Source organism: Roseibium sp. AS2, from assembly GCF_038900065.1.
Classification (GTDB): domain Bacteria; phylum Pseudomonadota; class Alphaproteobacteria; order Rhizobiales; family Stappiaceae; genus Roseibium.
Genome location: NZ_JBBMQN010000004.1, coordinates 326,956 through 349,193, shown reverse-complemented (window position 1 = coordinate 349,193; position 22,238 = coordinate 326,956). Strand labels below are relative to the sequence as shown.

At 63.3% G+C, this 22,238-nt stretch carries 15 protein-coding genes; 8 read left to right on the top strand and 7 right to left on the bottom strand.

What is annotated here, in order from left to right; translation table 11 throughout:
- Window positions 1–73: 73 nt before the first annotated feature.
- The 3 genes from WNZ15_RS13595 to phnN all read left to right on the top strand — a co-directional run bounded on the left by WNZ15_RS13595 (window position 74) and on the right by phnN (window position 2,611).
- Window positions 74–838 (top strand): DUF1045 domain-containing protein, encoded by a 765-nt coding sequence (locus WNZ15_RS13595; protein ID WP_342893521.1) that lies wholly within the window; start codon window positions 74–76, stop codon window positions 836–838.
- Window positions 835–1,980: an alpha-D-ribose 1-methylphosphonate 5-triphosphate diphosphatase gene (locus tag WNZ15_RS13590; protein ID WP_342893520.1), complete on the top strand. Its 1,146-nt coding sequence runs from the start codon at window positions 835–837 to the stop codon at window positions 1,978–1,980. Before WNZ15_RS13595 ends, WNZ15_RS13590 begins: the two co-directional genes overlap by 4 nt.
- Before the next feature lie 85 nt (window positions 1,981–2,065).
- Window positions 2,066–2,611: a phosphonate metabolism protein/1,5-bisphosphokinase (PRPP-forming) PhnN gene (gene phnN, locus WNZ15_RS13585; protein ID WP_342893519.1), complete on the top strand. Its 546-nt coding sequence runs from the start codon at window positions 2,066–2,068 to the stop codon at window positions 2,609–2,611.
- Between the two features lie 219 nt (window positions 2,612–2,830).
- Here the strand turns inward: phnN and WNZ15_RS13580 are convergent, their stop codons facing one another.
- From WNZ15_RS13580 to WNZ15_RS13555, 6 genes are all read right to left on the bottom strand, one after another.
- On the bottom strand, window positions 2,831–3,079 hold the full coding sequence (locus WNZ15_RS13580) for a DUF559 domain-containing protein (RefSeq protein WP_342893518.1): 249 nt from the start codon (window positions 3,077–3,079) through the stop codon (window positions 2,831–2,833).
- A 34-nt stretch (window positions 3,080–3,113) separates the two neighbouring features.
- Window positions 3,114–6,014 carry an AsmA family protein gene (locus tag WNZ15_RS13575; protein WP_342893517.1) on the bottom strand — a complete coding sequence of 967 codons (2,901 nt, stop codon included), beginning with the start codon at window positions 6,012–6,014 and terminating at the stop codon, window positions 3,114–3,116.
- 125 nt (window positions 6,015–6,139) lie between these two features.
- Window positions 6,140–7,297 (bottom strand): DUF1513 domain-containing protein, encoded by a 1,158-nt coding sequence (locus tag WNZ15_RS13570; RefSeq protein ID WP_342893516.1) that lies wholly within the window; start codon window positions 7,295–7,297, stop codon window positions 6,140–6,142.
- Window positions 7,278–8,351: an imelysin family protein gene (locus WNZ15_RS13565; RefSeq protein WP_342893515.1), complete on the bottom strand. Its 1,074-nt coding sequence runs from the start codon at window positions 8,349–8,351 to the stop codon at window positions 7,278–7,280. The genes WNZ15_RS13570 and WNZ15_RS13565 overlap by 20 nt, the downstream gene beginning before the upstream one ends.
- Window positions 8,351–9,880, bottom strand: coding sequence for a di-heme oxidoredictase family protein (locus tag WNZ15_RS13560; RefSeq protein ID WP_342893514.1), 1,530 nt, complete (start codon window positions 9,878–9,880; stop codon window positions 8,351–8,353). Before WNZ15_RS13560 ends, WNZ15_RS13565 begins: the two co-directional genes overlap by 1 nt.
- A gap of 83 nt (window positions 9,881–9,963) precedes the next feature.
- Entirely contained in the window at window positions 9,964–11,226 is a 1,263-nt protein-coding gene (locus WNZ15_RS13555; protein ID WP_342893513.1) for an imelysin family protein, read from the bottom strand.
- 510 nt (window positions 11,227–11,736) lie between these two features.
- On the opposite strand from WNZ15_RS13555, the gene WNZ15_RS13550 reads away from it, so the two are divergent.
- Window positions 11,737–12,213: a TerB family tellurite resistance protein gene (locus tag WNZ15_RS13550; protein WP_342893512.1), complete on the top strand. Its 477-nt coding sequence runs from the start codon at window positions 11,737–11,739 to the stop codon at window positions 12,211–12,213.
- A gap of 132 nt (window positions 12,214–12,345) precedes the next feature.
- Window positions 12,346–13,101 carry a glutamine amidotransferase gene (locus tag WNZ15_RS13545; protein WP_342893511.1) on the top strand — a complete coding sequence of 252 codons (756 nt, stop codon included), beginning with the start codon at window positions 12,346–12,348 and terminating at the stop codon, window positions 13,099–13,101.
- A 255-nt stretch (window positions 13,102–13,356) separates the two neighbouring features.
- Here the strand turns inward: WNZ15_RS13545 and pyc are convergent, their stop codons facing one another.
- Window positions 13,357–16,800, bottom strand: a complete 3,444-nt coding sequence (gene pyc / locus WNZ15_RS13540; RefSeq protein ID WP_342893510.1) for a pyruvate carboxylase — start codon at window positions 16,798–16,800, stop codon at window positions 13,357–13,359.
- A gap of 883 nt (window positions 16,801–17,683) precedes the next feature.
- Between pyc and WNZ15_RS13535 the strand changes: the two genes are divergently transcribed.
- From WNZ15_RS13535 to fdxA, 3 genes are all read left to right on the top strand, one after another.
- Window positions 17,684–20,947, top strand: a complete 3,264-nt coding sequence (locus WNZ15_RS13535; RefSeq protein ID WP_342893509.1) for a DEAD/DEAH box helicase — start codon at window positions 17,684–17,686, stop codon at window positions 20,945–20,947.
- Window positions 20,948–20,982: 35 nt separating this feature from the next.
- Window positions 20,983–21,348, top strand: coding sequence for an RNA-binding S4 domain-containing protein (locus WNZ15_RS13530; protein ID WP_342893819.1), 366 nt, complete (start codon window positions 20,983–20,985; stop codon window positions 21,346–21,348).
- Window positions 21,349–21,569: 221 nt separating this feature from the next.
- Window positions 21,570–21,902, top strand: a complete 333-nt coding sequence (gene fdxA / locus WNZ15_RS13525; RefSeq protein ID WP_342893508.1) for a ferredoxin FdxA — start codon at window positions 21,570–21,572, stop codon at window positions 21,900–21,902.
- Window positions 21,903–22,238: the final 336 nt, after the last annotated feature.

Genomic DNA, 22,238 nt, shown 5'->3' with positions numbered 1-22,238 from the left:
GTCACAGAACGGTCACCACCCGCCGTTAGGCCGTCTTTCCGGCCTCTCCCGTGAACCGAATGCGAATCCGACCATGCGCTACGCCCTCTATTTTGCCGCCGATGCACACGACCCGCTGATGCAGCTCGGCAATGCCTGGCTCGGCCGCGACCCGTTCACGGGCGAGGCTCTGCCGCAGCCGGCCGTCGCCGGGCTGACGGCGGACAGGGTCCGGGACCTGACGACGGACCCGCGCCGCTACGGGTTTCACGGCACGCTGAAGGCCCCGTTTTCCCTGCGCGGCGACCAGACCGAAGCAGCCCTGCTGCAGGCCTGCGAGCAGTTTGCCGACGAAATCGCGCCCTTCGACATAACGGGCCTCGGCGTCAATCGGCTCGGACGGTTTCTCGCCCTGACACCGGAGCGGGAAGAGCCCGGCCTCAGAGCTTTTGCTGGGCTCTGTGTGCGCCGCTTCGAACCGTTCCGGGCACCGCTTTTGGACGCCGATCTGGAGCGCCGCCGCAACAGCGGTCTGACGGAACGGCAGGACCGGCACCTGACCCGGTGGGGCTATCCCTACATCTTCGAGGAGTTCCGCTTCCACATGACACTCTCCAGCAAGCTGGAGAACGAAGCGGACATGCGCTGTCTGGCCGAAACGGCCGAAGGCTACTTCGCCGACGTCACCGGCCGCCCGCGTGCCTGCAGCCATTTTGCACTGTATACAGAGGCGGAGCGCGGCGCGCCGTTCCAGGTGCACACGGTCTTTTCGCTCAGTGGCTGCGTGTCTCCACTGGACGCCGCAATCGCCCCCCATTCCCCGGCCCCCGATCACCCCACAAACGAGGAACCTGCATGAGCGCGACGCCCCAAGTCTTCAAGAATGCCACCCTCATCCTCGCCGACGAGGTGATTGACGGGTCGCTGACGGTCGGCGAAACCGGCCGGATCTCCGGAACCGGCTCACCGACCGGGGTCGCGGGACATGACTGCGAGGGCGATTATCTGCTGCCGGGCCTTGTCGAACTGCACACCGATCATCTGGAAACCCATTACGCCCCGCGGCCGAAAGTCCGCTGGAACCCGGTGTCCGCGGTGCAGGCCCATGACGCACAGATCGCCTGTTCCGGCATCACCACCGTATTCGACGCGCTCCGGGTCGGCATGGATGAGGACGCGGATCTGCGCTACCCGGACATGCGCAAGCTGGCCGATGCCATCGAGACAGGCCAGCGCGAAAACCGCCTGCGCGCCGACCATTTCATCCACCTGCGCTGCGAAGTCTCCGCGCCGGACGTTCTGGAGGCCTTCGAGGTATTCAAGGACGACGACAGCATCCGGCTGATATCGCTGATGGATCACACGCCCGGCCAGCGCCAGTTTGTCTCGCTCGACGCTTACAAGATCTATTATCAGGGCAAGAAGGGCTTTTCCGACGCCGAAATGGAGGTCTTCATCCGCAGGCGCCAGGAACGCGCCAGCGGTCTGGCCCCGGACAACCGGAAGAAACTGTCCGACATCGCCCAGGCACGCGGCATCGCCATTGCCAGCCACGACGACGCCACCCGCGAACATGTCGACGAGGCAATCGGCCTGCACACCAGGATCGCGGAATTTCCGACCACCGTGGAAGCGGCGAAAGCCTCCCATGACGCCGGCATGGCCGTCCTGATGGGCGCGCCGAACGTGGTGCGCGGCGGCTCCCATTCCGGCAATGTTTCCGCGAAGGAACTCGCCGAAGCCGGCGTGCTTGACGTGCTTTCCTCCGATTATGTACCGATTTCCCTGCTGCAGGCCGCCTTCCAGCTCGCCGCGGACATCGAAACGATTTCCCTGCCCGAGGCCGTCAGGACAGTGACCTCCACTCCGGCGGCCGCGATCGGACTCGCCGACCGGGGCGCGCTGCAACCGGGTCTGCGCGCCGATCTCATCCAGGTGAAGATGGTCGGCGGCATCCCGATTGTGCGCGGCGTCTGGCGCGAGGGTCGACGGGTTGCCTGACGCAGCGGCGGATGCGGCCGGAAAGCTCAGTCCCGAAAAACTGGGGCCCAAAAGACAGGGGCCCAAAAGACTGGGGCCCGGACGCATGATTCTCGTCGTCGGACCAAGCGGCGCGGGCAAGGACACGCTGATGGACGCCCTGAAGCAGCGGCTCGACACCCGGGACGACGTGGTCTTTGCACGGCGGGCGATCACCCGTGAGGCGGATGCCGACGCAGAGGATCACGACACTCTGAGCCGCGCCGATTTCGACCGGATGACTGCTGCCGGAGAAGTCGCGCTGGCCTGGGAAGCCCACGGCCTCGGCTACGTCATCCCGCCGGCCTATGACGACTTCATCCGCACCGGCGGCACCGTCATCGCCAACGGCTCCCGGCGTGTGCTGAAACGCGCGGAAGAAAAATACCAGACCGCCGTCACCCTGCTGATCACAGCACCCGTTGAAATCCTCGCCGAACGCCTTGCGGCCCGCGGCCGGGAAACCCGGGACGACATAGAACGCCGCCTGAAACGGGCCGATCTGGAACCCGACCGGGTTGCCAACCTGGTCCGCATCGAGAACACCGGCACCGTGGAAAGCGCCGTCAACGAGATGATCTCGGCACTGGGGTTTCATACCAGGGAGCGATGATCTCGCTGCCGGGCAACCCGGAGTTCCGGTTCCAGGCTGCGCCCCTCACCCGGCGCCTGCGCGCCGACCTCTCCCCATGGGAGAGGTTACGCGTGCGGGTGACACATCCATGCCATTCTGACCAGCCTGCTCTTGTCTCAAGCAGAACAAACTGGAAGAAATTTCTCCCTGCAGGGTTCCCTCTCCCATGGGGAGAGGGTCAGGGTGAGGGGAGTAGACTCAACCGGAAACCAGGGAAGCTTGTCTTGCGCAACATTTTCGAAGCTCAAGATGGGCGACGATGTCATCCAGCTCGACAACCAACTTTGCATCCAAGCAAACAAAATCAACGATATACCTGTCGATCCAGACCTGCCGCCGGAATTTCCAGCCTCCAAGCTGCCTGTTCCGAAGAAAGTGCCAAACCCGTTTTTCGGCATCCGTCGACTGCCGCCGCAACGATCTTGGTATGCTGGACTTTTGTGGCACCGCCGGACCTCACCGTCGTACGGGGGGCCGGCCCTCAGTTTTTCTTCTTCTTGTTCCCGAACACGTTTCCGAGCAGGCCCTGCGGCAGGCCGAAGCCCTCCTCGACGGCCTTGAGGACTTCCTTGTCGTCGACCTTGCCCTCGATGACCTTCTGGACGTCGATCTGGGTGCGGCCCCCGGTGGCCTTCTCGATGACCTTGTTGGCCTGATCGACCAGCTCCTTGGACGGCGCCTTCTTGCCGTTGAGGATCGAGATCAGCTCGCCGCCGGTCTGTTCCAGCATCTTGTAGGCCGCTTCCGGGTTTTCCAGAATGCCCTTGATGTCCGGATAGATGCGCGGGTCGTTCCAGTTGCCCTCGATCACGATCGGCACGCCCAGTCCGGCGAGTTTCTTGTCCGCGCCCTTGCGCCGCGGCTGCGGTGCCTGACCTTCCAGGGTCGGCACGATTTTCGGCTCCACCCGCCACGAAAGGCTCTGTTCCGGCATGTTTGTCGTGCCCTTGCCGCTCATGCGCACCAGCGGTCCGACCATCGACAGATCGCTGGTGGTCGCGACGCCGTTCCGGATCTGGAAACTGGCACTGAGCGTGCTGAAGTCGGTCTTGGAGGACGTATTGGCCTGCCAGCCGAGCAAGGTCTCCACGGAGAGCCCGCGGACCATCTTGGGCACGTTGATGCCACGGATGGCGCCATCCGCGAAATTGTAGTCCGCCGTGCCGTTCAGCCCCTGGACCAGCGCCTGCTCGCTGCCGCCTTTCGATTTCACATCGAGATTGATGGCGGCCTTGCCCTCGATCCAGCTGAAATCCGCCGCGTCGCGCAGCAAGGGATAGGCGCTGAGCTTCGCCATCGAGAATGTCGCGGCCACTTCGGGAACCGCTGCAGCCCCGTTCAGCGTCACCGTACCGGTACCGGTACCGCCGTAAAGGGCCACCTTTTCCAGGTTCGCCGTCAGCACACCGTTGCTGATTGTGGTGGAGAGCGCGCTCTCGTCGATCTTGATCTTGTCCCAGCGGATTTCGCGGGTGGTGAGCCTGAAATCCGCGTTGACCGCCTTCAGGCCCGAAAAATCGATCGGCACCGTACTCCAGCCGGAACCGCCGCCACTCTTGCTGCCGCCGCTTCCGGCATTGTTCCCGCCGGATCCCGAGGATCCGGAGGCCCTGGTGGCGCCAGGCGCCGTTCCGGAGCCGCCCAGATAGGGATCGAGCACCAGTTCGCGCAGGTCGAGCCGGGCCGTGACCGAGGGAATGTCGCCGAGCACGATCCGGCCATTGGCTTCGCCCGAAGTATCGTCGAGCGTGAACCGGGTTTCCTCGAAGGAGACTGTTTCACCGCTGATCCCGAAGATCCCGGACGCCTTGAACCGCTTGAGGCCACCGCCCGCGCCGAGCGGCTGGCCCATCCAGGCCATCAGACCGCGCAGGTCCGCCGTTTCCAGACTGACGGCCCCATCGACCGCTCCGCTCCGGGACGCCTGACCGTTGAAACCGGCACTCAGCCTGTTGCCCTTGACGGTCACGGAGACCGGAGCGGCTTGCCCCGCAAGCAGTTTCGCCGTTGCCGCTTCGCCCGTCAGGCTGAAGGCTTCCCCGCGCCAGGCGAGCGACCCGCTCATGGCGATCGGGTTTTCCAGACCCTGCAAATTCAGGTCCAGCGCCAGATTGGTCAACCGGTCCGCTTCCGGGTCGCCGCCGACCGCCGAGGCCAGTCCAAGCCCGCCGATTTCGCCATCGGCAATGCTGACGGAACCATTGATGTCGAGACCGGCAAAGAGCTCATCGCCCGTAAGGCCAACGGTTTCAAAGGCCACATCCGCGCTCAGCTTGCCGCTTGCGGGCTGCTGCTGGCCGGCCAGCAGCAGCAGGTCGGCGATCGAGCCGTCCTTCAGCACGAGGCGGCCGGAGATTTCCGGCACCAGTCCGGAGAGATCCGCGTCGGCCGCGCCACCCACCGAAAGCTGCCCGAGATCCAGCGTCAGATCCGAAACGGAAACCGCCGTTTCGGACCCCGTGATCCCCGCATTCAGCGCGAAGGCGCCGGGATCCGTCTCCAGCGTCTGCCCGGCGAGCCCGGCCAATGCCTTGAGCGACGGGCCGGCGGCTTCCAGCGCAAGATCGGCCCGGACCGGTGCAAGGCCTGCCTGTCCGGCGACCTTCACGACATTTTCCCCCGACGACACGGTCAGATCGAGCGGCACCTGTTCACCCGCCGTCAGCCCGAGCGGGTTCGACAGGGATCCGGCAACCCCCAGCGCGATGTCCTGGAGCGTGAAACTGCTGTCCAGTGTCACCTCGCCGGTCAGGTCCGGCGCGTTCAAAGTCATGTCGAGATTGCTGATCCTGACCGGGTCAACCGAGGTCTGGTCCTTGTAGGTCAGCGTCCCGCCGGTGATGCTCAGCCGATCGACCCCGATGCTTTTCAGATAGCCTTCGGAGGATGTCGCCGACGATCCACCATCGGACGAGGCCTCTTGCGCGGATCCCGTTTGCGCAGGTTGCGCGGGTGCCGCATCCGAGCGTCCGGCGCCGGTCTCCGAATTCAGGTCCCGGCGCGGCTCCCAGCTGGTGGTGCCATTGGGGCCGACTTCGAGATAGATATCCGGCTGGTCCAGGGAAATACCGGTTACCTGGATGTTTCCGGACATCAGGCCGGTCCAGGCCAGCCCGAACTCGACACGCTCGGCCCGGGCAAATTCGATCCCGTCAGCTCCGGCCTCGCCGGCAACGCCGACCTTCTCCGCCACCAGAGAGAAACCGGGGAACAGCGACAGCGACACCGGGCCATCCAGGCGCACGCGCCATCCCAGGCGCGAGTCCACCTGATCGACCACCTGGCGCTTGATTTCGTCCTTGGGCAGGAACAATGGCACCACCAGAACAATGGTCACCAACAGAAACAGCAGACTGCCCAGTCCGATCAAAAGCCGACGCATTTACAATCTCCCCGTCGCGATTCGGCCCCAATGTAGACCAATCGAGGCGAAACGTCCCGAGATACAATGCCGGGCGATCGTGACGAAAACAGGAACGATCCGGTTCTTTCCAGACGCGCTGCGTGTCAGGACAGGGAAAACAGGTGATTGTCCCAGGAAATCCCCGGCGGCCGGGCGAGAACTTCCGCGCCGCCGTCCGGTTCGCTCACCAGTGACAGGGCACCGTTTCCGTCGGAAATCAGGAAGCTGCCCTGATCGATGGGCGCGACCCCGCAACCGTCCGGAATCGTCTGAGCGCCGATAAAATCACCGGTCGCCGCATTCCAGAAAAGGGTCTGCCCGCCGCGCGGAGCCGAAGTTGCGATGATCTCCCCGGAGGCATTTGCCGTCACCGAGCCGATATAGTTCCGCAGCCCGGCGGCCACAGGTGAGGGGATTTCCCGCAGGTCCGGAGCCTTGTCGCGGGAAAACACGCCGACCAGCGGTGGCGTTTCGCTTTCGGCCCCTTCGAACTGACCGCCGACCCATGCCCGGCCCTGCGCATCCAGCGCCATGTGGCGCAGGGACAGCTGATGCAATACCGGATCCAGCGTGTGTTCCGCAAGGAGATCCCCCGTCAAGCTGTCCAGAAAGACCACCGACGGCGCCATCGTGTCGAGGTTGAGCTTTTCACGCGGCTTTTCCGGATGTGTACGGATGCCGCCATTGGCAACGACCAGCGTCCGGCCGTCCGGCGCGAGCATCAGGTCATGCGGGCCAATGCCGCCGGTGCCGAATTCGCCCAGCCGCCGGATATCGCGCCCGCTCGTGTCATAGACGCCAATGACACCGCGAGCGGCGTCGAAATCGTTTTCCACCGCGTAGAGCAGGCGGCCATCACCGGAGAAACAGCCGTGTCCATAGAAATGCCGACCCGGTTCGGCACTCAGCAATCGGGGTTCGGCGGCCTCGAACGGGCTAATGATAAGCGCGAAGGTTCCCGGCCGGCGCGCAAAGGCGACCAGGCGGCGCCTGTCCGGTGCGACCGCGATCCCGTGGCCCCTTCCCGGCAGCGAAACCCGGGCAAGGATCTGCCCGAACCCGTCGACAATGCCGATGCCGTAGTCCCCGTTTTCCTGCCGGTAGGCACTGGCGAACAGCGGCATGCCTTCATCTGCTTCACGGCCTGACAGGCTTTCCGCCAGCGGCGATGCAGCGAACACGGGTCCCGCCGCCAGACCGCCCAGGGCGGCGAGAAACCCGCGCCGCGACAGCGCGCGCAAATCAGTCGCCGTCGAGCGCATTGAAGCCTCCGGCAAGATCCAGCGCCCCGGCCAGTTCGAGCGCGATGGTGTCCCGCAGGGACTGCAGCGTGATCGCCAGAACCTTGACCCGGGCATAGCTGTCCCCCTCCCCGAACGTCTGCCGCAGTGGCGGCGTCAGGTCTTCCAGGATCGACCGGGCATTGCCGAATTCGTACGAAATCGAATCGAAGATCCAGGCGAACTCTTCCGGGGTCAGCGCCTCGAGGTTGAAGCTGCCCAGGGTCTCCTGAAGGCCCGTCAGCTCCCCGGACAGGAACACAATGCTGTTGGCGGAGCGGGAGAACGGAAACCGGTGCGGCTTGGCGCCCTCCTGCGAGGACCCCAGCGCAGGCAGAAGATCCTGATCTCGCGCAATGATAAGCCCGGTCACAACGGTATTGAACATGCTCTCCAGCGCTTCCCTTGAGGTACGAAATCGGTCGTTGTCCGGCCCGGCGGACAGCAGCACGGTGCTGTAGCCGTCGGGGTCTGCCCAGTCATCGGCCAGCTCTTCTGCGATCTTCGCGACATTGACGGCAATCGCCAGTGCATAGCCGCAGGTGAACGCCTTGTCGGCCGCATCCCGGCCGAGCACCACCTCGGAGGATTTGCTGAAGGCAATCAGCTCAAGCGCGGTCAGTCCCTGAACGGCCACGCTCTTGTCCGCAAGGCGCGCGGCGGACAGCACGCCGGTGTCCTTGCCGGCGCGGATCTTGCGCAGCTGGCGCTGGGTGATACCGCGCGGATCGGGCATGAAGGCAAGCCGGCTGACACGGTCGTTGTCGATCAGCGGTCCGAAGCGCAGAAAATGAACGCCCGAAAATGCCAGAACGGTATCGGAAAAAGCCGACCTGAACCCGTCGGCCGCCGCCCGGCCGGTTTCCTGACACACCGTCTCGACCGCGCCGGGAAGTGCGGCAGCGGCTTCCGAAAAGCGCGTTGTGGCCGGACGGATGTAGCCTGAGACCAGACCGTCGAGTTGCGGGTTGAACTCGGTGGCCTTCGCCGGAAGAACGCAGAAGATCGCCATTGCGGCCAGTACCAGTCGACGCATCACAAGGACTCCAGGAAACGGATAAGGGAGCGGCGGTCCGCGGGCGTCAGCGCAACCACCGCATCGCGTGCGGGCTTCGCTTCGCCATCATGCCACAAGATCGCCTCCAGCAGGTTCCGCGCCCGCCCGTCATGCAGGAAGCGGGTGTGTTTGTTGACCGCCTCTGTCAGGCCGATGCCCCAGAGCGGCGGTGTCCGCCATTCCAGGCCCGAGGCATCGCCCACCGGACGGTGGTCGGCAAGACCCTCGCCCATGTCATGCAGCAGGAAATCGGAATACGGCCAGATCAGCTGAAACCGGTGCGCCGGGTTGTCCGCCGCCCGGCTGGTGACGAACTTCGGCTGGTGGCAGGCCGGACAGCCGGCCCGGTAGAAGACTTCCTTGCCTTCCAGAACCTGCGGATCGTCGACGTCCCGACGCGCCGGCACAGCCAGGTTTTCCGAATAGAATGTCACCAGCTCCATCACGGGATCGGGCGCTTCCGACACGCCCAGATGCGCCTGTTCGCCATGCGGCAATGCCCGGCAGGCGTGCTGCCCCCCGGTGCAATCACCGAAATTGTCCGGCCTGTCCGGTGAACTGATGCCGATATCACCTGAAAAAGCGTCTGCGGTTTGTGCCCGGATCGTCGGGTTCGAGGCTTTCCAGCCGAACCGGCCGATCGTGAGATCCCCGGTGTTCGGATCGCGCACCCGGCTGAGCTTTCCCGAGATCCCGTCCCCATCCAGATCGTCCGGATCCGCCAGGGCTGCAAGGTCCCCCGGATGAATGGCCTGAACGAGGCCGAGACCGATCATCGGCGGGGCCACGCGCGGAGAGATCATCGTCTCGTCATGCATCGCGCCATAGCCGAGATCGCGGATGCGATAGCCCGGTTTCTGCAGGACGGCGGTTTCGCCACCGGCCAGCGGCACCACGATCTCCTCAAATTCAATGTCGAAACGCCCTTCTCCCGCCAGACCCGGCACCGCGAAGTGCTGAAACTGCCCGCCGTAGACAGGTTCGGGAACGGACAGGATCCTTCTGTCGGCAAGCGCCTGGCGGTGGTCATCGGTCTGCGGTGGGATCGACAGGCGGAGAAACAGGGACACGGCCTCGTCGCCCGGGCGCGGCGGCCGGCCGCGGCCGTCCTTCAGGTGGCAGCCCTGGCAGGATCTGGCATTGTACAGCGGACCGAGCCCGTCCGAGGCCTGCGTCGAGGACGGCGAGGACGCCCAGAGTTTCTTGAACAGGCCGTTGCCGACCTTGAAACTGTGCTGTTCCTCGAATGTCAGATTGGCATTGGACCGCGAGAAGGCATCCCTATCCGGTCGCTTGCGCGACGTGCCCGCGCCACCCTGCATCGGTTCGAACAGTTCGGATTGCCCGAAATCGACCGGCGGAGACATCACCTTCGAGACCTTGGCCTTGTCCTTTTCGGACAGGTCGTCCCGGTGCGTCAGCACGGTGTCGGCCGGAGCCGCGCCTGAAGCGAGGCAGATGCACAAAAGGGCGCCGGTCATTGCGCCCACGCTGGGGACCCGGTTCATTGCTCGCATCCTGGCTGGTTTCCGCGAGCCCCAATTCACGGAAGAACCGGCAGGCATCCGGAAATGCCTGCCGGGAGTTGATTTTATTCGAAGACGGCGCCCGGATTGTCCAGGCTGTCGGAGCCTTCGAAGGCAATCTCGTCCAGTTCGAGCACTTTCACAACGCGCTCGATCGACGCGGTCTGGTCAACCAGGGCATCGACGGCGGTCTGGACAACCGCGTTGCCTTCTTCATTGCCTTCGCCGAGCATCTGATCGTAGGCTTCGCCGCCTTCCGCGCGGGTCTTCATCGCTTCAAAAGCGGCCAGGGTCGCGTCGAGCTTGACCTTCATTTCCTCGGCCAGCGCCGGATCCTTCTCGGCGACCATTTCGGCCAGAGACGCCCCCGAAACATCGTTGCCGAGCGGGCTCTTGTATTCGCCGAAATAGACATTCCGGATGCCGACCACGTCGTTGTAGTGAGACATGTGCGTGTTGTCGGAGAAGCAGTCATGCTCTTCTTCCGGATCGTGCAGCATGAGGCCCAGCTTGATACGCTCGCCGGCCAGTTCGCCGTAGGAAAGCGAGCCCATGCCGGTCAGGATCGTGGCAAGACCGCCGGCATCACCCTTGGCGGCCAAGTCTTCACGTGCCGCGCCGCCCGGCGTCCAGGCGGAAACCATTTCTTCCAGATCGGCGATCAGCAGCTCGGTCGCGGCCTTCAGGTACTGGCTACGGCGTTCGCAGTTGCCACCCGTGCAATTGGCCGGATCGAAATCGGTCGCAGGGCGGGTGCCCGCACCGGCATCCGTGCCGTTGAGATCCTGGCCCCACAGCAGAAATTCGATGGCGTGGTACCCGGTCGCGACATTGGACTCCACTTCACCAGCTTCCTGCAGGGTGTCGGCCAGCAGGCTCGCGGTGATTTCGGTGGCGTCGATGGTCTCGCCGCCGACCTTCAGGGTCGGGTTGGCAATCACATTGGCGGTGTAAAAACCGTTTTCTTCCGACTCTTCGCCATACGACACGTCGACATAGTCGATCAGGCCTTCATCCAGCGGCCAGGCATTCACCTTGCCTTCCCAGTCGTCGACGATGGCGTTGCCGAACCGGTAGGCCTCGGTCTGCTGGTAGGGATTGCGGGCTTCGGTCCAGGCCGCACGGGCAGCTTCCAGATTGGCTTCGGTCGGCTCCGCGATCAGCTTGTCGACCGCGGCTTCGAGGGCTTTCGCGGTTCCCAGGGAGTCCGTGAATTTTGCCTGTGCAATATCGCCGTATGTCGACAGCACATCGGCGGGCGCAGCGGCAAGCACCGGGGTTGCGAAAAGGGCGGTTGCGGCCAGAAGGCCGAATTTGAATGATTTCATGGGTTGATCCCCTCACCTGGCGGATGCGGCGCCACAACTCGGCTTCCCCGCATCTTTCCAATTTTCGAGCGGCACCTTGGTGCCTGCAACGACCCGGTGAAACCATTTCATGAGACCGGAAGTCAAGTTATAAATGTAAAAACATCAATAGTTTAGAACTATTCCAAAAAGTTGACTGGAAAATACCGGAATTGAATCCCAAGTCTTGGTGACGACCGGGTTGTGGTCATGATCCGGCCAAGCCGTCCGGAGCCGGAGTGCCGCTGGACAGGTTTTCGCCGGCCAAGCCACAGGAAAGCTCCTGGAAGCTCGGAAAGACCAAGGGCATGGCCTCAAGCTGCGCATCACGGCCTGTCCGCGGTCCTGGGAGTGGAAACAGGCTCGCGCAACCAACGGATTCCAATTGTCCGGGGAACCTAAAGCGGGTGTCAACTCTTTGATGCTAAGGAACCGATGTTATAGCAATAACAAGCGGCCTGTTTGGGGGGCCCGACTACAGGAACGACCAAAATGCTCAATGCACTGAAAAGCTTTGTTCGCGAACTGACCTTCGGCGACAGCGGAGAAAAGGCCTTTGCCGAGGATGACAAGCGTCTGGCTGCTGCCGCCTTGCTGTTTCATCTGATCGACATCGATGGCGTGATCGAGGAAAGTGAAAGCTCGAAGCTCAGGGAAATTCTGCAGAAACACTATGATCTGACCGACAAGGAGACCAGCGAGCTGATCGCCGCCGCCAAACAGCGGGACGAGGAAGCAGTCGATCTCTATGGCTTCACGTCCGTTCTCAAGCGCACCACGGACGAGACGGAGCGCCTGGCGATCGTCGAGATGATGTGGGAAATCGTCTACGCGGACGGCCATGTTCACGAATTCGAGGACAACACCATCTGGCGGGTTGCAGAATTGCTCGGCATTTCGACCCGTGACCGCATGACCCTTCGCCACAAGGTGGCCCAGACCGCGCCGGAGGAAAGTGAGCTGGACTAGCTCACGAACTCATAAATGAGGATGTATTGAGCCGAGGCCGAAGGCACAAACAAGCCTTTAGGCCACACATTTATGCAGGCTCACGGGCCGACAGGACTCGATTTCTGCTCCATCCTGCCTCATATTAAATGCATGCTTTTCAATACCAAAGTCGCAAGTAACTGTCCCAGGGTCCTGATCGTACTCCACCAGGAACACTCGTCGCCCGGGCGGGTGGGCCAGGAGCTGGTCAAGCGCGGCTTTGCGCTGGATATCCGCAAGCCGCGCTTCGGCGACGTGTTGCCGGAGACCATGGACCACCATGCGGGTGCCGTCATTTTCGGCGGACCGATGAGCGCCAACGATCCCGATGCCTTCGTTCAGAAGGAAATCGACTGGATCGGAGTGCCGCTCAGGGAACGCAAGCCCTTTCTCGGCATCTGCCTCGGCGCCCAGATGATGGTGAAGCAGCTCGGCGGCACCGTCGGTGGTCACAGGGAGGAACTCGTCGAAATCGGATATTATCCGTTGCGCCCGACCGACGCCGGAAATTCCATGATGACCTGGCCGAAAAAGGTCTACCAATGGCACCGGGAAGGCTTCGACCTGCCGTCACAGGCCGAGCTTCTGGCAAGCGGCCCCACCTATCCCAACCAGGCGATCCGCTATGGACCGGCCGCCTACGGCATCCAGTTCCATCCCGAACTCACCCACCAGATGATGGTGCGCTGGACCACCAGGGGCGCGCCGCGCATGGCCCTGCCCGGCGCGCAGCAGCGCCGCGATCATTTTGCCGGTCGGTTTGTCTACGACCCCGCCGTCAGGACATGGCTCGACCGGTTTCTGGACTTGTGGATCGGCACCGCGGCGGCCCCGGTCCAGTTTGGCGCGCTCAAGGCGGCGGAATAGGTGGGCAGCCGGCAGTATCACAGCACTGCCGGTGTGTTTTTCGGGCAAGCGGACCATCCTTCGAGACAGGCTTTCGGCCTTCCTCAGAATGAGGATGAAAATGCAGCTCGGCTCAAACGGAACCACCCGATACCCTCATCGTGAGGAAGCGCAAGCGGGGTCCCCATGGACGGCTGCTTGCCCGGCATTGACGCTCCCCGCCCGTAGGTAGAGGGGTCAGGAGCCGCCGGAAGCACTCCCGGCGGGCTCCCTCGATCAGCTTTCGAACACCACCAGAAGGTCCTTGGCGTCGATCTGGGCCCCCGGGCTCACCAGGACTTCCTTGACCTTGCCGTCGCGCTCGGCATGGAGCGCGGTTTCCATCTTCATGGCCTCGATGGAGACCAGCACGTCGCCTGCCGTGACCTCCTGGCCGGCGGCGATCGCGACCGTCGAGATCACGCCCGGCATCGGCGCACCGACATGGGCCGCGTTGCCGTCTTCGGCCTTGCGCATGGACGCCGCACCGGAAGCCCCGTGGGCCCGGTCCGGCACCTTTACGATGCGCGGCTGGCCGTTGAGCTCGAAGAACACCTTCTTCTCGCCCTTCTCGTCCGTTTCGCCGATCGCCTGACACCGGACCACCAGCGTCTTGCCGGGTTCCAGCTCGACGAAAATCTCGTCACCTGCCTCGAGCCCGTAGAAATACACCGGTGTCGGCAGCACGGACGTCGGTCCGTATTGCTGCTGGGCCTTGTCGAAATCGGTGAAGACCTTCGGATACATCAGATAGGAGGCCAGTTCCGTGTCGCTGACTTCATGACCGGTCTTTTCGGCCGCCGCCTTGCGTTCCGCCTCCAGATCGGCTTTTTCCAGCAGGGAGCCCGGGCGGACCGTGATCGGCGTGCCGCCCTTGAGCACCTTTTTCTGCAGCGCCGCGGGCCATCCGCCCGGCGACTGTCCCAGATCCCCATGCAGCATCTGGACGACGCTGTCCGGGAAGGCGACATCCTTGGCGGGATCCTCGACTTCCGCCACGCTCAGGCCCTGACTGACCATCATCAGCGCCATGTCGCCGACCACCTTGGAGGACGGTGTCACCTTGACGATGTCGCCGAACATCATGTTGACGTCGGCGTAGGCCTGCGCCACTTCGTGCCAGCGGGTTTCCAGGCCGAGCGAACGGGCCTGTTCCTTCAGGTTGGTGAACTGGCCGCCGGGCATCTCGTGCAGATAGACTTCCGAAGCGCCGAAGCGCAGGTCGCTCTCGAACGCCCGGTACTGGGCCCGCACGGCTTCCCAGTAGAACGAGATCTGGCGGATGGTCTTCGCGTCCAGTCCGGTATCGCGGTCACTGCCCCGCAGGGCTTCCACGATCGAGCCGAGACAGGGCTGTGAGGTCAGACCGGACAGCGCATCCATCGCGGCGTCCACCGCGTCGGCGCCCGCTTCGACCGCGGCAAGAACCGTGGCCGCCGCGATCCCCGAGGTGTCGTGCGTGTGGAAGTGGATCGGCAGGCCGACCTCTTCCTTGAGGGTCCGGATCAGGACCTTCGCCGCCTCGGGCTTCAACAGACCGGCCATGTCCTTGAGGCCGAGGATATGCGCGCCGGCCGCCTCGAGTTCCTTTGCAAGACCGACATAGTATTTCAGGTCGTATTTCGGCCGGGCACTGTCGAGCATGTCGCCGGTATAGCAGAGCACGCCCTCGCAGAGCTTGTTCGCCTCCTGGACCGCGTCCATGGAAACACGCATGTTCTCCACCCAGTTGAGACAGTCGAACACCCGGAAGAGATCGACACCATTCTCGGCGGCCTGGGCGACGAAAAACTTCACCACATTGTCGGGATAATTGGTGTAGCCGACGCCGTTGGAGCCGCGCAGCAGCATCTGCAGCAGAATGTTGGGCGCTTTCTTGCGCACCTTGTGGAGGCGTTCCCAGGGGCTCTCCGTCAGGAAACGCATGGCCACGTCGAAGGTCGCTCCGCCCCAGCATTCCAGCGAGAACAGGGTCGGCAGGCCGCTTGCATAGGCCTCCGCGATGCCGACGATATCGTGGCTGCGCATGCGCGTCGCGAGCAGGGACTGATGGGCATCGCGCATGGTCGTGTCGGTGACCAGTGCCCGCTTTTGCGTCTTCATCCAGTCGGCAAAACCGCCGGGACCGAGCCGGTCGAGCAACTGCCGCGTGCCTTCCGGGGCGGCGGTGGTGCCGAATTCCGGTGCCACCGGGGCGGCCACGTCCTTCGGCGGCCGGGCCCGGGTCTTGGTTTCCGGATGGCCGTTCACCGACACGTCCGCGATATAGGTCAGCAGCTTGGTCGCCCGGTCCTTGCGCCGGGTCTGCTGGAACAGCGCCGGCGTGTCGTCGATGAAACGGGTGGTGTAGTTGTTGGCCTTGAAATCCGCGTGGCCGATGATGTTTTCCAGAAACACCAGGTTCGTGGCCACACCCCGGATCCGGAATTCGCGCAGGGCCCGGTCCATGCGCTTGCGCGCGTCTTCCGCCGTCGGCGCCCAGGCGGTCACCTTTTCCAGAAGCGGATCGTAGAACCGTGTGATGACCGCGCCCGAATAGGCGGTGCCGCCATCCAGCCGGATGCCGAAACCGGTGGCGCCGCGATAGGCGGTGATGCGGCCGTAGTCGGGAATGAAATTCTGATCCGGATCTTCCGTCGTGATCCGGCATTGCAGGGCGTTGCCGTTGAGACGGATATCCGGCTGCGCGGGCACACCGCTCTCCGGCGTGCCGATCTTCGCGCCTTCGCTGATCTTGATCTGCGCCTGGACGATGTCGATCCCGGTGACTTCCTCGGTCACGGTATGTTCGACCTGAACGCGCGGATTGACCTCGATGAAATAGACGGCGCCGGTATCGGCATCCATCAGGAATTCGACCGTGCCCGCGCCCCGATAGTTCACTGCGCGGCCGATCTGCAGGCCGTAATCGCACAGTTCCGCGCGTTTGGCCTCATCGAGATAGGGTGCAGGCGCGCGCTCGACCACTTTCTGGTGGCGGCGCTGGATCGAGCAATCACGCTCGAACAGATGAACCACGTTCTCGCCGTCGCCCAGGATCTGCACTTCCACATGGCGGGCGCGCTCGACCAGCTTCTCCAGATAGATTTCATCCTTGCCGAAGGCGGCCTTGGCTTCCCTCTTGGCGGCAACCACTTCCTTTTCCAGGGTCGCCTCGTCCGGGATCACGCGCATGCCCCGGCCGCCACCGCCCCAGGAGGCCTTGAGCATCACGGGGAAACCGATTTTCGCGGCCTGCAGCTTGATATCGGCAATGTCGTCCGGCAGCGGATCGGTTGCCGGCATCACCGGAACACCCGCCTCGATCGCCAGATTGCGCGCGGCCACCTTGTTCCCGAGCCGGCGCATGGTTTCCGATTTCGGGCCGATGAAGGTGATGTCGGCCGATTCGCATGCATCCACGAATTCCGGACTTTCGGACAACAGCCCATAGCCGGGATGGATCGCATCGGCACCGGACAGTCTGGCGACGCGGATGATCTCGTCGATGGACAGATAGGCCTCGATCGGCCCCAGCCCCTTGCCGACCTGGTAGGCTTCATCCGCCTTGAAGCGATGCAGGGCCAGCTTGTCCTGCTCGGCATAGATCGCGACGGTCTTCAGGCCAAGCTCATTGGCCGCCCGGAATACCCGGATCGCGATTTCGGACCGGTTCGCAACGAGAATTTTGGTTATCGCCAAACGTCCACACCCCCCTGATGTCGCGCAAACAGCAGCGCCACTTTCGGCATGATTTCTACTTTGGTCGGACGCTCTTGAAAAGAGGCCGTCGCCATGTCCGTTTTCTGGCCTGGCGAATTTTTTTGCGCCTGCGCCGGTAACGTATGGAAATAGATAGCAAAATCGGCTTAAGCCTCGACGTCATAGACACTTTCAAAAAATTTGCGGCGCAGCAATTTCGGCCCAAACCCTGCCGCCGGAGCATCACCGGCACCGGTCCGGCAATTCAGCCGGCTCACTTGCCCGCCGGCAGAGCCCGGCCGCGCTTCCAGGTTATTTGCGCCCGGTGTCTGACGCGCTCGGGTTCGGGCTCGGAGCGGGGTTCAGGGCCGGGTTCAGGGCCGGGCTTGTCGTCAGCGGGCGGAGCATTTTTCCGATAGATGGCATCAGCCTGCACACCACTACATCTTGTAGGAACAAATCCGGAATCTCGTGGAAACACCGATTCGTCCCGCTTCCGTTCACCCTGTGTCCGGCAGGACGGGAGCCCGCGTTCCGGTCCACACCGTCAGGTGACGAGATTCTGATTGACATGGATTCGGCGCAAATCGCCCTGGGCACGCAGGCAAGATTCAACTTGTTGACCCGATTCACGATTTCGTGGCGCCGACCGCCGCCGGATCCACATGTGGTATGGAACAAACCCTGAATCGCCAGGTGTCGCCGATTCGGTTTCGGTTTGTTCCAGAGTCGTTCTCCACACTTTGTTTTCTGCGCGAATAACCGGCCTCCGGGCCAAAAGAGTGGGGACACAGGACAACCGCCTGTGTTAGACACCCGGCACCAGATATAGGTGCCAGGTCCCTGGCACCGAGCCGAAGAAAGCCGATCGTCCAGCTCTTCCATGCCTCGTCTTCAATCCATGCCGCTGCCGACGTCAGCCCGGTCCCGCACAGTGACAGCGGTGCTTGGACCGACCAACACGGGCAAGACCCATCTTGCCATCGAGCGCATGCTTGCCCAGTCCTCCGGACTGATCGGCCTGCCGCTGCGGCTGCTCGCGCGCGAAGTCTACGGACGGGTGGCCGAGCGCGCGGGCGTTGACTCCGTCGCGCTGATCACCGGCGAAGAGAAGATCATCCCGGACAGGCCCCGCTTCTGGGTGTCCACTGTCGAAGCCATGCCGCTCGACCTCGACACCGAATTTGTCGCGATCGACGAGGTCCAGCTGGCCGGCAACCTGGATCGCGGCCATGTCTTCACCGACCGGATCCTGAACCTGCGCGGCCGTTCCGAGACCCTGCTCCTGGGGGCGGCCACCGCACGGCCGCTTCTGGAAAAGCTGCTGCCCGGGCTGAATGTGATCACACGGCCGCGCATGTCCGTTCTGGAATATGCCGGGTCGAAAAAAGTGTCCCGCCTGCCGGCGCGCTCCGCCGTGGTCGCCTTCTCCGCCGATGAGGTCTATTCCATAGCCGAGCTGATCCGCCGCCAGCGCGGCGGCGCGGCGGTGGTGCTGGGATCCCTGAGCCCGCGCACCCGCAATGCCCAGGTGGAGCTGTTCCAGAACGGCGATGTCGACCACCTGGTGGCCACCGACGCCATCGGCATGGGTCTGAACCTGGATCTCCAGCACATCGCCTTCGCCGGCAACCGCAAATACGACGGCTACCAGTATCGTCAATTGACGCCTTCCGAGATGGGCCAGATCGCCGGACGCGCCGGGCGGCACACAAGCGACGGCACCTTCGGCGTGACCGGACGGGTCGATCCTCTGGACGACGATCTGGTCGAACAGATCGAAAGTCATCGCTTCGAAAGCCTGAAAGTGCTGCAATGGCGCAACAGTGCGCTGGATTTTTCATCCGCAGGCGCATTGCGCCAGAGCCTCGACATCGTTCCCAGGGAGGACGGTCTCGCACGGGCACCGACCGGTGACGACATCACCGCTCTTGAACAATTATTGCGCGATCCGGCAATATCCGGCATGGCAAAAGGCCAAAACGCGGTAGAATTGATATGGGACGTGTGTCAGGTTCCCGATTATCGCAAGATCGCCCCGGCAAACCATGCGGAGCTGCTCAACACGATTTACACCCATATGATGCAGGACAATGCCATCGCCGATGACTGGTTCTCGCGTCAATTGGCCTTCGCAGACCGCACGGATGGTGATATCGACACACTCGCCAACCGGATTGCACACATCCGGACCTGGACATATGTCGCCAATCGCCCCGACTGGCTGGCCGATCCGGCCCACTGGCAGGGTGTGACCCGCGGCATTGAAGATCGACTATCCGACGCCCTTCACGAGCGGCTCACACAGCGCTTCGTGGATCGGCGGACAAGTGTATTGATGCGACGTTTGAGAGAGAACGCAATGCTGGAAGCGGAAATTACATCGAGCGGCGATGTGCTCGTAGAAGGACAGCACATCGGGAATCTGCTTGGCTTCCGGTTTGCCCCCGACGCGGCAGCCGAAGGACCCGACGGCAAGACGGTTCGGGCCGCGGCGCAGAAAGCCCTGACGACCGAGATCGAATCCCGGGCCGAAAAACTGGGCAAGTCCGAAAACACCGATTTTGTCCTGACCGCCGACGGCACCGTGCGCTGGCGCGGTGAGCCGGTGGCCAAGCTGATGGCCGGCGAGGACGTTCTGACACCGACCGTGCTGCTGCTGGCCGACGAGCATCTGAACGGGCCTGCCCGTGACAACGTCCAGGGTCGTCTCGATCTCTGGGCAAGGTCACAGATCGAAACCCTGCTGAAGCCGCTTACGGACCTGAAAACGTCGGAGGGTCTGGAAGGCCTGGCGCGCGGCATCGCGTTCCGCCTCGTCGAAGGCCTGGGCATTCTCGAGCGCCAGGAAGCTGCCGACGAAATCCGTCAGCTCGACCAGGACATGCGCGCCTCCTTGCGCAAGCACGGCATTCGGTTCGGCGCCTATACCGTGTTCATTCCCGCGTTGCTGAAGCCGGCTCCCAGCCAGCTTCTGGCGCAGCTCTGGGCCCTGAAGCACGGCGCGCTCGACATGAACGGCATGACCGAGCTGCCGCAATTGTCCGCGTCCGGCCGGACCTCCATTCCGGTCGACGAGACCATCGACAAGGCGCTCTACAAGGTGGTCGGCTTTCGTGTCTGCGGCCCGCGCGCCGTGCGCGTCGACATACTGGAGCGCCTGGCCGACCTGATCCGGCCGCTCATCGCCTGGAAACCGCTGGACCCGGAAGTCAGTCCGCCGGAAGGCGCGACGGCGCAGGGCGGCGCCTTTACCGTCACCGTGGCGATGACCAGCCTTCTGGGCTGTGCCGGCGAGGATTTTTCCGCCGTTCTGAAATCGCTCGGCTACCGCAGTGAGACCAGGGAAGTTCAGCGCCCGGCGCTGCCAGGACCGGCGGGCGAACAAGCCGTCACGAGCGAAACGAACGCCGCGAACGAGACCCCTGCGGATGCAACCGCCGCGACCGATGCCGGCACTCCGGCAGACGTCTCTGCAACTGAGGCAACGGACCCCGTGGCCGGATCCGGAGCGGAAACGGAAGCCGGACCAGACGCCGCGCCGCAGGAGCAGTCCCCGGAAGCAACCGGTGCCGAAGCGACGGCGCCGGCCGCGGACGAGACTGCAGCTGCGGCAGAGCACACTGGCATCTCCGAAGAGCCCGCTCCGAACGAGGCTCCGGCGGAAACCGCCGCAACCGAACCGGCAGCCGCAGTACCTGCACAGGACGACACGCCGGCTGCTGCCGGCGATGCGGTACCGGACACCGATGCCGCCGCCGAACCGGAATCGGAAACGGAAACTGGACTGGAAACGGTCACCATCGAGGTCTGGCGGCCTGGCCGTCCGGACCGGCGGCCGCGTGGCCGCAACGATCAGCGCCGGGGCGACAACCGCCGGGGCGCGCCCCAGAAGTCCGGCCAGGGCGAGAGCAACCAGGGCGAACGGCCCCAGGGTGAGAAACGTCACGGCAAGGGCGGCAAGGGCGGTCCGGGCCGCAATCGCGGCGCCCAGGACGGCACCAGGGGCGGCAAAGGCGGCGGCAAGGGCTCTGACGGCGGCAACCGCCGCGACAAGCCGCAAAGAGACAAGCCCATAGACCCGAATTCGCCCTTCGCGGCGCTGATGGCGCTCAAGGCGAACATGGAAAGCAAGGACAAGAAGTAATTCCGCAGCCGGAGGCACATTCCGAGGGCGCCAGCCTGCGTGTCGACAAGTGGCTCTGGTACGCCAGGGTCACCAAGTCCCGGTCGCTTGCCCAGAAGCTGGCGACCTCCGGTCATGTCCGTCTGAACAAGGACAAGATTTCCTCCCCCAGCAAGACCTTGCGCACGGGCGACGTGCTGACAATCGTGCTTGAACGACGCGTTCTGGTGCTCAAGGTCGTGGCGCTCGGCTCCAAGCGCGGTCCTTACGAGGAGGCGCGCCGGCTCTATGAGGACCTGTCGCCCCCGCCCCCGCCAAAACAGGCAGCGCCACCGCCGCCTCCGGGCCTCCGGGATGCGGGCGCGGGCAGGCCGACGAAGCGCGACAGGCGCAAACTCGACGCCTTTCGCAGCGACGATTGAGGCAGAATCCGGCTTCGGCGGGAAAAACGGAAAAACTTTCTCTTTTCGCCCCTGACTGCGTCATCCGGAGCGCTTGCACGCAGTTGACAAAAGCGATACCCAACATCAACACGAGACACTGATCGTGCCTTCTCGCAGAAACGCGGCACGAACCTGACCGCCGGTCGCGTTTTTCTGGCAACCGCCATGAGGAACGATCCCGGTGCCGAATGAGGATAGAGATGACCTACGTCGTCACAGACAATTGCATCAAGTGCAAATACACCGACTGTGTTGAAGTCTGCCCCGTGGACTGTTTCTACGAGGGCGAGAACATGCTCGTGATCAATCCGGACGAGTGCATCGACTGCGGCGTATGTGAACCGGAATGTCCCGCCGAAGCCATCTTGCCCGACACCGAGCCGGGTCTGGAAAAATGGATCGGGCTCAACGCCGAATATTCCGAAAAGTGGCCGAACATCACCGAAAAGAAGGATGCTCTGCCCGAGGCCGAGGAATTTGACGGCAAAGAGAACAAGCTGGAACAGTATTTTTCACCGAAAGCGCCTGCCTGATTCGTTCCCGCCTGTGCACATCGGAACGTCCGCAAGCACTTCCGAATCTGGTGGGACGATGATTCTCTCTGGAATTTCAGGCACCTGACTCAGGTCACAGGTCAGGTCTGCTGTTGCGTTTGCGCATCTGAAAAGCACAACACTTTAATTTTCCACAAAAGTATGTTATATCTTTAGGACAGTCGCCAACCACGAGAACAACCCCTTAAGTCGGAGTCTTTAATTCCTGTCCCGGGCCTAAACCACCGGACGGACAAAGGCACCGGCAGCTCATGATGACTAATCAAGGTTCTAGTGTGGAATTCAACGACTGACCAGCCCTGACACGCCGCATAT

What these genes read in the sequence shown, in the direction of transcription:
- WNZ15_RS13595 (WP_342893521.1), top strand. Translation starts at nt 74, where the DNA reads ATGCGCTACGCCCTCTATTTTGCCGCCGATGCACACGACCCGCTGATG.
- WNZ15_RS13590 (WP_342893520.1), top strand. Translation starts at nt 835, where the DNA reads ATGAGCGCGACGCCCCAAGTCTTCAAGAATGCCACCCTCATCCTCGCC.
- phnN (WP_342893519.1), top strand. Translation starts at nt 2,066, where the DNA reads ATGATTCTCGTCGTCGGACCAAGCGGCGCGGGCAAGGACACGCTGATG.
- WNZ15_RS13575 (WP_342893517.1), bottom strand. Translation starts at nt 6,014, where the DNA reads ATGCGTCGGCTTTTGATCGGACTGGGCAGTCTGCTGTTTCTGTTGGTG.
- WNZ15_RS13570 (WP_342893516.1), bottom strand. Translation starts at nt 7,297, where the DNA reads ATGCGCTCGACGGCGACTGATTTGCGCGCGCTGTCGCGGCGCGGGTTT.
- WNZ15_RS13565 (WP_342893515.1), bottom strand. Translation starts at nt 8,351, where the DNA reads ATGCGTCGACTGGTACTGGCCGCAATGGCGATCTTCTGCGTTCTTCCG.
- WNZ15_RS13560 (WP_342893514.1), bottom strand. Translation starts at nt 9,880, where the DNA reads ATGAACCGGGTCCCCAGCGTGGGCGCAATGACCGGCGCCCTTTTGTGC.
- WNZ15_RS13555 (WP_342893513.1), bottom strand. Translation starts at nt 11,226, where the DNA reads ATGAAATCATTCAAATTCGGCCTTCTGGCCGCAACCGCCCTTTTCGCA.
- WNZ15_RS13550 (WP_342893512.1), top strand. Translation starts at nt 11,737, where the DNA reads ATGCTCAATGCACTGAAAAGCTTTGTTCGCGAACTGACCTTCGGCGAC.
- WNZ15_RS13545 (WP_342893511.1), top strand. Translation starts at nt 12,346, where the DNA reads ATGCTTTTCAATACCAAAGTCGCAAGTAACTGTCCCAGGGTCCTGATC.
- WNZ15_RS13535 (WP_342893509.1), top strand. Translation starts at nt 17,684, where the DNA reads ATGCCTCGTCTTCAATCCATGCCGCTGCCGACGTCAGCCCGGTCCCGC.
- fdxA (WP_342893508.1), top strand. Translation starts at nt 21,570, where the DNA reads ATGACCTACGTCGTCACAGACAATTGCATCAAGTGCAAATACACCGAC.